Origin of the sequence: Micromonospora matsumotoense (assembly GCF_900091525.1) — a bacterium.
GTDB lineage: Bacteria > Actinomycetota > Actinomycetes > Mycobacteriales > Micromonosporaceae > Micromonospora > Micromonospora matsumotoensis.
Genome location: NZ_FMCU01000004.1, coordinates 147,981 through 160,759 on the forward strand (window position 1 = coordinate 147,981; position 12,779 = coordinate 160,759).

The 12,779-nt window shown below is 73.4% G+C and carries 9 protein-coding genes; 2 read left to right on the forward strand and 7 right to left on the reverse strand.

Features of this window, described 5'->3' with window-relative positions; translation table 11 throughout:
• Positions 1-58: 58 nt before the first annotated feature.
• On the reverse strand, positions 59-976 hold the full coding sequence (locus GA0070216_RS33685) for a dihydrodipicolinate synthase family protein (protein ID WP_141723040.1): 918 nt from the start codon (positions 974-976) through the stop codon (positions 59-61).
• Between the two features lie 222 nt (positions 977-1,198).
• Here GA0070216_RS33685 and GA0070216_RS33690 point away from each other — a divergent pair, with 222 nt between their 5' ends.
• Together GA0070216_RS33690 and GA0070216_RS10545 are read left to right on the forward strand one after the other, a co-directional pair.
• Positions 1,199-2,431, forward strand: coding sequence for a PucR family transcriptional regulator (locus tag GA0070216_RS33690; RefSeq protein ID WP_141723041.1), 1,233 nt, complete (start codon positions 1,199-1,201; stop codon positions 2,429-2,431).
• A 411-nt stretch (positions 2,432-2,842) separates the two neighbouring features.
• Positions 2,843-5,278, forward strand: a complete 2,436-nt coding sequence (locus GA0070216_RS10545; protein ID WP_091243140.1) for a M14 family metallopeptidase — start codon at positions 2,843-2,845, stop codon at positions 5,276-5,278.
• A gap of 57 nt (positions 5,279-5,335) precedes the next feature.
• On the opposite strand, the gene GA0070216_RS10550 is transcribed toward GA0070216_RS10545, so the two are convergent.
• The 6 genes from GA0070216_RS10550 to araA form a co-directional block, all read right to left on the reverse strand.
• On the reverse strand, positions 5,336-6,016 hold the full coding sequence (locus tag GA0070216_RS10550; protein ID WP_091243142.1) for a TcmI family type II polyketide cyclase: 681 nt from the start codon (positions 6,014-6,016) through the stop codon (positions 5,336-5,338).
• 16 nt (positions 6,017-6,032) lie between these two features.
• Entirely contained in the window at positions 6,033-7,322 is a 1,290-nt protein-coding gene (locus GA0070216_RS10555; protein ID WP_091243146.1) for a cytochrome P450 family protein, read from the reverse strand.
• Positions 7,319-7,639 (reverse strand): putative quinol monooxygenase, encoded by a 321-nt coding sequence (locus GA0070216_RS10560; protein WP_091243149.1) that lies wholly within the window; start codon positions 7,637-7,639, stop codon positions 7,319-7,321. Before GA0070216_RS10560 ends, GA0070216_RS10555 begins: the two co-directional genes overlap by 4 nt.
• Positions 7,636-9,903, reverse strand: coding sequence for an FAD-dependent monooxygenase (locus tag GA0070216_RS10565; protein ID WP_245722420.1), 2,268 nt, complete (start codon positions 9,901-9,903; stop codon positions 7,636-7,638). Before GA0070216_RS10565 ends, GA0070216_RS10560 begins: the two co-directional genes overlap by 4 nt.
• A 310-nt stretch (positions 9,904-10,213) precedes the next feature.
• On the reverse strand, positions 10,214-11,236 hold the full coding sequence (locus GA0070216_RS10570; RefSeq protein ID WP_091243156.1) for a LacI family DNA-binding transcriptional regulator: 1,023 nt from the start codon (positions 11,234-11,236) through the stop codon (positions 10,214-10,216).
• A gap of 6 nt (positions 11,237-11,242) precedes the next feature.
• Positions 11,243-12,748 carry an L-arabinose isomerase gene (gene araA / locus GA0070216_RS10575; protein WP_091243159.1) on the reverse strand — a complete coding sequence of 502 codons (1,506 nt, stop codon included), beginning with the start codon at positions 12,746-12,748 and terminating at the stop codon, positions 11,243-11,245.
• Positions 12,749-12,779: the final 31 nt, after the last annotated feature.

Consider the following 12,779-nt stretch of genomic DNA (forward strand, 5'->3'; position numbering starts at 1 on the left):
CCCGGCCCGGACCGCAACGCCGCGCCGTCGGTCGACCGGCCGGACCGGCCGGCATGGTTCACCGGGGCCGACCGTCGGTGACCGGATCGACGGTGGTCGACAGGGCCCGCACCAGGTCCCGGCGCAGCCGGGCGGCGGCCGGCCCGGCCAGCGGACCGCGCGGCGGGCGGCACCGGCCACCGAACCGCCCGGCACAGTCCATCGCCAGCTTGATCGCCTGTACGGCCTCCGGCCGGGAGCGCCAGCCGAAGGCCGGGTGCAACTCGGCATAGAGCGGCAGTGCCCGCGCCAGGTCCCCGGCGACACAGAGGTCGTAGAGCCGCAGGGCCTGGCGGGGCAGCGCGTTGGACAGGCCGGCGACCCAGCCCCGGGCCCCGCACAGCACCAGTTCGAGCAGCACGTCGTCGGCCCCGGCCAGCACGTCCACGTGCGGGCAGAGGTCCCTGATCCGGTGCACCCGCCGCACGTCGCCGGAGAACTCCTCGACCGCGACGATGCCGTCGGTCTCGGCGACCCGGGCGAGCAGCTCGGGCGTCAGGTCCACCCGGGTGTCGTACGGGTCGTTGTGGGCGACCACCGGCAGGCCGACGGCGGTCACCTCCCGGTAGTGGGCGACCACGTCGGCGTCCCCGGCGGGGTAGCCGTCCGGGGGTGGGGCGAGCACCCCGTGGGCGCCGGCGGCGGCGGCCTGCTCCGCCCAGCGGCGGGACTGCCGGCTGCCGTAGCCGCCGACGCCGGGCAGCACCGCGCAGCCCGGCGGCGCGGCCTGCACCGTCGCCCGCACCACGTCGGCCCGTTCGTCGTCGGACAGGGCCCGGTACTCCCCCACCGAAGCGCACGGGGTCACCCCGTGGCAACCCGCCTCGGCCAGCCAGCGCACGTGCTCCTGGAGCCGGTCGAAGTCGACGCCGAGGTCGTCGCGGAACGGCGTGGTGATGGCGACCAGGACGCCACGCCAGGGCCTACCAGCTGTCACTCGGGCGTTCCCTCCTGCGCGCCGGCGGCCCGCTGCCCACCGCAGGAGGAACCCTACGATCGTCGATCGCCGTGGCTCTTCGGACAATTGCCGGAACAGTCGCCGTGGGGGCCGTCCTTTTGTCGGTAGATCCGTGGTGGACCTTGCGCACAGGCCCACCGGCCGCAGAGGGTAGGGCACCGGCTGTCGCACCCCTGCCGCGCAGCCAACCAGGGGAGATCCATGCACGGTGAGCTTCAGCGCATAGTCGACGCCGTCGCCGCCCGGGTGGGGCGTCCCGCCCTCATCGAGGACCGGCGGCAGCGGGTGGTCGTCTACAGCGAACACGACGGGCCGATGGACGAGGTGCGCCGGATGTCGATCCTGCGCCGGCAGACCACCCCGGAGGTGATCGCCTGGTTCCGCCGGATGGGTGTGCTGACCGCCCGCGAGCCGGTGCGTACCCCCGCCGACGTCGACCTCGACCTGCTCCCCCGGGTCTGCGTGCCGATCTGGCACGACGACCTGCTGCTCGGGTTCGTCTGGTTCATCGACGACGACGGGTCGATGACCGACGCCGACATCGCCACCGCGACCGGCGCCTTCACCGACCTGTCGCTGGCGCTCTACCGGGAGAACCTGCTCGGCGAGCTGGCCTCGCAGCGGGAGGCCGAGGCCACCCGGACCCTGCTGGTGGAGAGTCCCCAGGCCCGCGCGCACGCCGTGCGGGCGCTGCTGGAGGAGGGCACGGTCGCCGGCGACGGCACGACCACGGCGGTGGTGGCCCAACTCGCCCCCGCCACCGGGCGGCACCCCGACGAGGTGGCCCGGATCGCGCTGGAACAGGCGCTGGTGGCGACCCGCCGGTGGCTCGGCGTGCGGGAGTCGCTGCACATGGTCTGGCCCGACCACGGGGTGCTGCTGATCTGCGGTGGCCGGATCGCCGGCCGGCCCACCCCGGCGGCCGCCGCCGGGCACCTGGACGAGGCACTGGGTCAGGCCACCCGGGGGCTGTCCTCGGTGGAGCGGACGGTGACCGGCATCGGTCAGTCCCGCCCGGGGCTGGTCGACGCGGTGCAGTCGTACCGGGAGGCGGTGCAGGCCGCCCGGGTCGGCGTCCAGCTGCCGGCGCTCGGGCGGGTGGTCTCCTGGGCCGGCCTCGGCATCTACCGGGTGTTGTCCCAGTTGGACGGCCGGCACCTGGACGTCGCCGGGGTGCATCCCGGGTTGGAGCGGCTGCTGCGCGACGACGCCCACCAGGTGCTGCTGGAGACCCTGGAGGCCTATCTCGACCTGGCCGGCAACGCCCACGCGACCGCCGAGAAACTACGGCTGCACCGGACCACCCTCTACTACCGGCTGCAACGGGTCGAGCAGCTCGCCGACACCGACCTCAAGGACGGCAACGAGCGGCTGTGCCTGCACCTGGCGATGAAACTGGGTCGGCTGACCGGCCACTACCGGGCCCCGTCCTGACCGCCCCGTCCTGACCGCCCCGTCCTGACCGCCCCGACCGTCGCGTCGACCGTCGGGAGAGGACGTTCGCGCCGCCGTGCTGTGACAGTCCGTGTCCGGCCGGACAGATCATTGACAGATCCGAGCGGGTACGGCCAGGATGGGCGCACCGATCGGCAATGCCCCCACGACCGACCGTAACCAGGTACGTCCCCCGCCCGTCACGCAGACCGGATCGGCGCCGGTCCGGCGCCGCCGCGCGTCCGGGAGACACCCGTGTCTCCCGTCGTCCGGTGGGTCGACGTCGTGATCGGTCGCCCACCGTCGCCCGGCTGTCGGCGTCCGACCTCCCTGTTTCCGCACCCCCGCCCGACGGCGGGCGCTGCCGCGCGCCGTCGGTCCGTCTCGCACCCCCAGGAAAGGTGGCCCGAGATGTCCCGTTCCGCACTCCCCCGCCGCTGGCGGCGGCTACCCGCCGCGACGGCCGCCGGTGTGGCGCTGCTGCTGCTCGCCGGCCCGGCGACCGCCGGCACCGCCGCTCCGCCCGACCGGGAGGCCGACGCCCCGATCGTGCTCGAACGCTCCGCCGACGAGCAGGCCGACGTGGTGGAGGTGGTGGTCGACGACACCGCCCGGCTGGACGAGCTGGTCGCCACCGGGGTCGACCTCGACCACCACGTCACCCGCACCGAGGCGGGCATCGTGGTGCACGCCGTGGTCACCCCCACCGAGGTCGCCGCGCTCCAGCGGATGGGCTACCGGGTCGGCGCCGTGCTGCACGACGCCGCCGACTCCGCGCAGCGGGTCAGCGAGCGGGACGCGACGATCGCCGCCCACCAGGCCGAGAACCGGGCGTACACGGCCACCCTGGCGCGCAGCGCCGCCGCCTCGGACGTGAAGATCATCCGGGCCGACTACTACACCTCCGGCACCAACCAGGTGCTCTCGGTCGAGGCGAAGTGGGCCCAGGGGCAGACCTCCACCAGCGCGCTGACCGTGGCCCGGGACAGCGGCCCCGGCACCGAGATCGGCTCCGGCGGCACCCAGAACATCTCCCGGTTCGTCGACGCCGGGGTCTACCTCTACCACCGGGGCGCCGCCGCCGTCACCGCCCGGCCGCAACGCATCCAGATCACCAGCCCCACCGGGGACGTGGCGGTCGCCGAGGTCTCCGAGTGGCTGCCGATCCCGGCCGACAGCCCGGAAGGGCCCGGCTACCAGAAGGACTTCGTCACCAGCTACCTCACCCCGACCGAGCTGTACGACCGGATCAAGCGGCTGGCCGACGCCTACCCGCAGCTCGCCGAGGTGGTGAAGCTGCCGTACCAGACCAACGGGTACCGGCGTAAGGCGCAGGTGGTGCTCGGCGGGACCAACGCCACCCGGGTCGCGGTGGACTCGCTCGCCTGGGGGCACGAGGGCGGCAACGACATCACCGTCGCGCTGGCCGACCCGGGCGCGGCCGACCGGCCGCTCGCGGTCACGGTGACCGGCAAGGACATCCGGGTCAGCCTGGCCACCGATGCCGCCGGGGCGGTGACCAGCACCGCCGCCCAGGTCGCCGCGGCGCTGACCGCCGAGGCGGGTGCGCTGGTCACGGCGTACACCTATCGGGGTGACGCCGGTGCCGGGGTGGTCGCGCCGGTCGCGCCGACGCCGCTGACGGACAACCTGAAGGCCCCGGCCGGGGTGTCCCGCGACCCGCATCCGGTGTACGCCATCCGAATCGGCAAGTACCGGGACGGCTCCCGCACCGGCGTGCTCGCGTACGCCCAGGAGCACGCCCGGGAGTGGGTCCCGCCGTTGGTGACCATCGAGACCGCCGAGCGGCTGCTGCGCAACCACGCCACCGACGAGAACACCAAGCAGCTGCTGCGCACCCTGGACATCTGGATCGTCCCGTCGATCAACCCGGACGGCGGGCACTACTCGTTCTACGACTACGCCTCGCAGCGGCGCAACATGACCAACCACTGTGCCCCGGGCGGCGCCACCGACGCGCTGGCCCGCAACTCGTGGGGGGTGGACAACAACCGCAACTACACCGAGTACAGCCTCTTCGACGGCTACTCGGGGGCGTCGGCGAGCTGCACCGGCGACACGTACGCCGGGCCGAGCGAGCTGTCCGAGCCGGAGAACCGCAACGTCGACTGGCTGGCCCAGCGGCCCAACATGAAGTTCTCGATGAACCTGCACTCCTCCGGCAACTACTTCATGTGGTCGCCGGGCGCGTACGCCACCCCGGGGCGGATCTCCGCGCCCCGGCCGACGCTGGCCGACGAGTCGTTCTTCTGGGGCGCGTCGTCGCGGATCCTCACCGCCATCAAGCGGCACCGCAACATGGCGGTCACCCCGGCCCGGACCGGCCCGATCTCCGACGTGCTCTACTCGGCGGCCGGCAACTCCGGCGACATGCTCTGGTACAAGTACGGCATCTACGCCTGGAACTTCGAGGTCGGCACCAGCTTCCAGCCGACCTGGGACGAGGCGCACCAGGAGGCCATGGAGTTCAGCAACGGCCTGGTCGAGCTGCTGCGGGTGGCCCGGGACTTCGACAAGGACAAGAAGCGTCCGACCAGCACCCTGGCGGTCGCGCCGAGCCCGACCGAGGGCACGGTCAGCGTCCGGTTCGACGTGAGCGAGCCGGCGGCGGTGTTCTACACCCTCGACGGCAGCCGGCCGACGTTCGACTCCATCCTGTACGCCTCGGGGGGCATCCGGGAGGGGGGCGAGACGCTGACCGTCCCGGTCGGCGCCAAGGTCCACTGGTTCTCGGTGGACGCCGCCGGCAACATCGAACGTAACTACCGGCCGGACGACGCCAGCTTGACCTTCAACCGGGGCTGGGCGACCCTGCCCACCGGCTGAGGTCCGGAATGCGCCAGCGGGGGTCCGCGCCGCCGGACCCCCGCTGGTCGACCGGGCTCAGTCCTCGGCCCGCCACCGGTAGAACTCCGTCGCCACCGCGTCCAGCGGGCTGCCCCAGGTCTCCGGGTCGAACGGGCTGATGTACGGGCTGAGATCGTCCATGATCTTGGCGAAGACCGGCTGGTCGTGGCGTTGCTCCACGGCGCCGTCGAACGGTTCGCCGACGCGCTCCAGCACGTGCAGGTAGACGTCGTCGATCGAGTACAGCCACCGTCCGGTGACCCCCATCATGCCGGGCAGCGGGCCGGCGTCGGACTCGGCGAAGATCTGCGCGACGGTGGGTTCCGCACCGGGCTTGATCCGGGCCACGATGACCGTCCGGCTCGGCTCGCCCGCGTCGGCCGGCAACCCGGCACCCTCGGTCGACGCCCACCGGTAGAACTCCTTGGCCACCGAGTCCGACGGGTTCTTCCAGTCCCGGGGGTAGGGCGTCACGTACGGGCCGATCTTCTCGGCGATCTGCTGGAAGGCGGGCAGCCCCCGGGTCTGCCCGGTCACCTTCGGGTCCGCGTCCCGCTCGATCAGGTGGATGTAGAGGCCGTGGAAGGACAACAGGGTCCGCCCGACCACGCCCAGGTCCTGCGGCCTGGTGGTCCGGTCGTAGTACCCGAACACGTCGGCGACGGTCTGCTCGCTGCCCGGCACCATGCGACAGACGATCACGTTGCGGAAGGTCATGGAAGCTCCTCGGAGATCAGACGGTACGGGTCGGCTCGGTGGGGCGGGTGCGACTGGCCGGCGGGTACGACACCGGCGGGGCGGAGGCGGTGAACCGGACCGGCAGCTCCAACAGGCCCCGGAACGGTGACGCCGCCGGCAACCGACGCAGCGCGGCGGCCGGCACCCCGAGGCGCAACCCGGGCAACCGGCGCAGCAACGCCGCCAGAGCGATCTGGGCCTCCATCCGGGCCAGCGAGACCCCGAGGCAGTAGTGCACGCCGTGGCCGAAGCCCAGGTGCGGCCCGCGGACCCGGCGCAGGTCCAGCCGGTCCGGGGCGACGAAGTGCGCCGGATCGTGGTTGGCCGCGTTGAGCACCACGCCGACGATCGACCCGGCCGGGATGCGTACCCCCTGGTATTCGACGTCCTCGGTGGCGACCCGGGGGCTGGCCACCGGCAGCGGGCCGTCGAAGCGCAGCAGCTCCTCGATCGCCGAGGGCAACAGATCCGGGGTGTCGCGCAGCAGGTCGAGCTGGTCGGGGTGGGTCAGCAGGGCCACCGTCGCGTTGCCCAGGAAGTCCGCGGTGGTCTGGTGCCCGGCGAACAGCAGCAGGAAGCTGGTGGTGACCAGTTCCGCCTCGGACAGTCGACCGTCCTGGTCGCAGCCCTCGATCAACGCGCTGATGATGTCGTCGGCCGGCGCGACCCGCTTGGCGGCCACCAGCTCCGCCAGGTAGTGGTGCAGCCGGACCTGCGCCTCGCCCACCGCCGCCCGTTCCTCCGCCGGGGGTCGCCGCGACGACCCGGAGGTCCGGATCACCTGGGTCCAGTCCAGCACCCGGTCCTGGTCGGCCCGGGGCACCCCGAGCAGTTCACAGATCACCACCATCGGCAACGGGATCGCGAAGTCGTGCATCAGCTCGGCCCGGCCCTGCGCGACGAACCCGTCGATCAGGCCGTCGACGATCTGCCGCACCCGGGGTCGCAGCGCCTCGATCCGGCGCGGCGCGAACGCCTGCGACACCATCCGGCGCAACCGGGTGTGCTCCGGCGGGTCCGAGTTGAGCATGTTGCGGTTCAACGCCTCGGAGTTCGGGCCGAAGAGCTGGAGATAGTGCTGGCCGGGGCCGTAGAGGTCCTTGGACAACCGGGGGTCGGTCAGCGCCGCCCGCGCGTCGTCGAACCGGGTGAGCAGGTACGAGTCGAACCGGGGCGAGCTGACCGGGCAGACCGGCGCGTCCGTGCGCAGCCGGGCGAAGGACGGGTAGGGGTCGGCGGCGAACTGTTCGGTGTAGAGCTGCGACGCGGGCACCGGCTCGGTCATCTGGTCTCCTCCGCCCTGCTGGGCATGCTGTGCAGCACCTGGTAGGTGTGTCGTTCGGCGGATTCCCGCAGGTCACGCACCACCCGCAGCAGCCGGTCGCGGTGTTCGCTGCGGCCGAAGGCGTCCAACCGTTCCCGGTCCGCCCAGTCGCTGATGATCAGGTAGCTGCGCGGGTCGTCGGCGTCGCGGACGAGATCCTGCCGCAGGCACCCGTCGAGCAGCCGGATCTGTGCCGCCGCCGAGAGCCACTCCGCCTCGAACCGCTCCGCGCAGCCCTCGCGGGTCCGCATGGCGAGCACGGTGCGCACCGCCGTCATCGCGCACCCCCGAAGACCAGGTGCAGGTTCTTGCGCAGCGCGTCGGCGTCGATCGGCTGGCTGCGGAAGCCGACGTGACCGTCCGGGCGGATCAGGTAGAGGGCGGTGCCGGCCACCCCGTACCGGGCCCGGAACTCGCCCCCGGTGTCGCGCACCACCGGCGGCGCGAGCAGCCCCGGCTCCTCGGCGTCCGGGCTGAGCAGCAGGTAGACGTCGATCTCGCCCCGGCTCAGGGCGCGGACATCGGCAGCGAGCCCCGCCACGGCGGCCACCGCCGCCGGCTGCGCCGACCGGTCGGCGTAGACCAGCAGGGTGTGCCGGGTGCCGCCGGTCAGATCGCGCAACCGCAGCGGATGCCCGACCCCCTGCCGGGCCAACCCGTCCAGGTCGGGGGCGCGGTCACCGGGACGCGGGCCGACGCGCAGCGCCTCGGGGTCGGTCACGCACTCCCCGACCAGCGGGCTGTCGGCATAGCTGAGCAGCAGGGACATCTCCTGGCGGAACTGCCGCTCCAGGTCGGCGCGGTCCAGTTCGTCGGTGAACGCCATCCGCACCGCCCGGCCGACGATCTCCTCCCCCTCCGGGCGGCGTTCGGCCTCGTAGCTGTCGAGCAGCCCGGGAGCGGCCACCCCCCGCGCCGCCAGGGCCACCTTCCAGGCCAGGTTCCAGGCGTCCTGGATGCCGGTGTTCATCCCCTGCCCACCGGCGGGTGGGTGGAGGTGGGCCGCGTCACCGGCCACGAAGACCCGGCCGTGGCCGTACCGGTCGACGATGCCGTGGCTGATCCGGAACACCGACGACCAGCGCAGGTTCGCCGCCCGGGTGCCCGGTGGGGCCAGCCGGTCCAGGGCGGCCTGCACGTCGTCGAGGCTCGGCTCGGCCAGCTCCTCGCTGAACCCGGGCGGGGCGTCCCGGCCGCCGGTCTGGGCGAAGAACCGGGGCGGCGCGAGGGTCGCGATCCGGTACCGGCCCGCACCGCGCAGTGGGACGCAGACCAGCATGCCGTCCATCTGGCCGTCGGTCTGGTGCAGGAACCGCAGCAGGTGCCCGTCCGGCATGTCCCAGTTCACGTCGACGTCGGCGAGCATGAACAGCTGCGGGAACCGGCCCAGCCCACCCGAGAAGGTCAGCCCGAGCAGGTCACGGACCCGGCTGTGCGCACCGTCGGCGCCGATGAGGTACTGCGCCCGCACCGTCTGGGTGCCGCCACCGGCGAGCGCCAGGGTGGCCAGCACGCCGTCCGCGCCCTGGGTGAACCCGGTCAGCTCCGCGCCGCGCTGCGGCCGTACGCCGAGGGTGGCCAGCCGGTCGGTGAGGATGCGCTCGGTCTCGTACTGGGGCAGGCCGAGGTGCGCGTACGGCAGGTCGGGCAGCTCCCAGCTCATCCGGTGGGTCTGGGTGCCGTTGACGAACACCACGTTGCCGGTGAGCCAGGTGCCGGCGTCCATCGCCTCCCGCACGATGCCCTGCTCCGCCCAGATCTCCATGGTGCGGCAGTGCACGCCGATCGCCTTGTCCGCCTGGGCGGGCGGGGCGACCAGCTTGTCCACCACCCGGCAGTCGATGCCGCGCCGGGCCAGCTCGACGGCGGCGGTCAGCCCGGTCGGCCCCGCCCCGACGATGAGTACGTCCGTTGTCGTGTGCACGTCGGTCTCCCTACCGGTGGTGGCTGCCCGGTCGGTGCCGGGATGAGCCGCGAGGTGGAACAGGCGGCGGCGGAAGTCGAGCAGGAACGGCGCGATCGGCCCGGCCTCCTCCCGCGCGTGCGCCGGGTTGGCGACCCAGCGGTGGAACTCCGCCTCGGTGCGCCACTCGGCCAAGATGTGGTGGACGTCCGTGCCGGGCTCGCGCAGCAGGTCCTCGCGCAGGTAGCCGGGGACCCCGGCCATCCGGGCGGTCACCTCGGCGTGGCCCCGGTGGAACTCGGCGAGCCGGGCGGCCGGCACGGTGACCTCGACGTCCACCAGGATCGTCAGGTGCTCGCCGGGCCGGTCGCGCATCACCCGCTGGTCGTCGGCGGTGGGTGGCGCGCACCCGGCGCGCAGGGCGTCGGCGAGGTCGGCGGCCACCGCGCCGTCCTCGTAGTCGCGCAGGGCCGCGTCGTCGACCCACTCGGTGGCGATGACGAACGTGCGGGGGTCGTGCGCGTCCACGAACAGGTCCCGGCGCAGGTTGCCGGGCAGTGCACCGATCTGTGCCGCAGCCGTGCGCCAGGCCGACCGGACGGCCTGTTCGGCACCGGGACGCGCGCGGATCCGGAGCATTGTCCTGATCATGAGGTCTCCCTTGACGGCCTGCCCGGACGAGGGTCCGACCGCCGGGAACCTGCACCGGCGCGTCGTCGTTCGACCCTGTCGCAGCGCGCGTCACCCCGCCGTCACCGGGGAGCCGACCCGGGTCGCCCCCCGTTGACGCCGCCGGGACGGCCCACCCACCCGGACCGTCTCCGCCGCCGGACCCAGACCGACGGCCGCCACCGCACGCCCACTGCGGGACCGGTCGGGGCGGCGCACGCAGCTCAGGACCGACGGTCACCGGGCGTGGCTCAGGAGCGGCGGTCGCCGCGCGCAGGACTCAGGAGCGGCGGTTGCCGCTGCTCGCGCGGACGACGAGGACCGGTTCGACCTGGGGCCGGGGCGCGTCCCCGGCCGCGCCGTCGAAGAGTTCCAGCAGCGCGGCCACGCACCGGCGGCCGACCTCGTCGAAGTCCTGCCGCACGGTGGTCAGCGGCGGTGAGAGGTACTCGGCCTCGGGAATGTCGTCGAAACCGACCACGCTGACGTCCTCGGGGATCCGGGCCCCCCGCTGGTGCAGGGCGCGCAGCAGACCGAGCGCCTGGTGGTCGTTGGCGCAGAACACCGCCGTCACGTCGGGGCGTTCGACCAGGGACTGGCCCAGCTCGTAGCCGGCCCGGGGGCTCCAGTCGCCGACGATGACCGGGGGCACCCGGCGGCCCGCCTGCTCCAGGGTCTGCCGCCACCCGTCGACCCGGTCCCGGGCCTCCAGCCAGTCCCGGGGCCCGGCGATGTGCCACACCGTCTCGTGTCCCAGGTCGAGCAGGTGCCGCACCGCCAGCCGGGCGCCGGCCACCTGGTCGACGGAGATGCTGGGCAGTTCGCCGCGCTCCCCGCTGGCCTCGACCACCACCGCGGGTACCCCGGTGGGCAGGCCGTGCACGGCGACCGACGCCGTCATCATCGGGGTGATGACGACGACGCCGGCCACCGACTGCTCGGTCAGCGCGTCGATGGCCGAGCGCATCCCGCTACGGTCCAACCGCTCCAGGGTGACGATGCTGATGCCGTACCCGGCGGCCCGGGCGGCCCGCTCGATGCCGAGCAGGGTGGCCGCCGGCCCGAACAGGATGGTGTCGAAGCTGACCACACCGATCACCCGGGAGCGTCGGCCGGCCAACCCCCGGGCCAGGGCGTTCGGCCGGTAGTTGAGCTGGTGCACGGCACGCAGCACCCGCTCCCGGGTCTCCGGCCGAACGCTGGGGTGGTTGTTGAGCACCCGGGACACGGTCTGGTGCGACACCCCGGCGAGTTGCGCGACGTCGCTCATCACCGCGGCGCGTTCGGGCCGCTGCTGGCCCATGGCGGGTCAGAAACCCCGGGCCAGGCGGTAGTAGGCCTGGTTCCACCGCAGCTCGTCGGCCAGCCGCCGGGGGGTCGTGTCGGCGTCGATGACGACCAGTTCGGTGCTGACCATCTCGGCGAGGTCGTGCAGCTCCTCGACCCCGACGGCCTGGGACAGCACCGTGTGGTGCGGGGCGCCGGCGGTGAGCCAGGCCTCCGCCGAGGCGGCCAGGTCCGGTCGGGGCCGCCACACCGCCCGGGCCACCGGCAGCTTCGGCAGCGGGTACGGCGGGGCGACCACGTCGATCTCGTTGGCGACCAGCCGGAACCGCTCCCCCATGTCGGCCAGGCCGAGCACCACCGCCGGGCCGGGCTGGGCGTCGAAGACCATCCGTACCGGGTCCTCCCGGCCGCCGATGCCCAGCGGGTGGATCTCGACGTTCGGGGTGGCCGACGCGATGGTGGGGCAGACCTCCAGCATGTGCGCCCCGAGCACCAACTCCCGGCCGGGGGTGAGGTCGTAGGTGTAGTCCTCCATGAACGAGGTACCGCCGGTGGTGCCGACGGACATCGACTTGAGCGTGCGCACCAGCACGGAGGTCTTCCAGTCGCCCTCGCCGCCGAAGCCGTACCCGTCGGCCATCAGCCGCTGCACCGCGAGGCCGGGCAGCTGCCGCAGCCCGCCCAGGTCCTCGAAGTTGGTGGTGAAGGCGCGGAACCCACCGGCGTCGAGGAAATCGCGCAGCCCCGCCTCGATCCGGGCGGCGTAGCGCAGCGAGTCGTGCCGGTCGCCGCCCGAGCGCAGCTCGGCGACCAGGCGGTAGCTGTCGTCGTACTCCTTGACCAGGTCGTCGATGCGGGCGTCGGCGACGGCGTCGACGGCCTCGACCAGGTCGTTGACCCCGTAGGTGTTCACCGAGACGCCGAAGCGCAGCTCGGCCTCGACCTTGTCCCCCTCGGTCACCGCGACGTCGCGCATGTTGTCGCCGAAGCGGGCCAGCCGCAGCGACCGCATCTCGGCGTGCCCGATCGCGGCCCGGGTCCACGCGCCGATCCGGGCGGCGACCCGGGGGTCGCTGACGTGCCCGGCGACGGTCTTGCGGGCGACGCCGAGCCGGGTCTGGACGTACCCGAACTCCCGGTCGCCGTGGGCGGCCTGGTTGAGGTTCATGAAGTCCATGTCGATCTCGGACCAGGGCAGTTCCACGTTGGCCTGGGTGTGCAGGTGCAGCAGCGGGGTACGCAGCGCGTCCAGCCCCGAGATCCACATCTTGGCCGGCGAGAAGGTGTGCATCCACGCGATCACGCCGACCGCGCCCTGCACCGCGGCGTCGCGGCAGACGGCCAGGATCTCGGCGCTGGAGGTCAGCACCGGCTTCCAGACCACCCGGGCCGGGACGGCCGCGTCGGCGTCGAGCCGTTCGGCGATCCGCCGGGACTGCTCGGCCACCTGAAGCAGGGTCTCCGGGCCGTACAGGCCCTGACTGCCGGTGAGGAACCAGACCTCGGCGACCGGGGATGGGTTGGTCATGGGCGTTGCCTTCCGGTGGGACTGGCGAGGG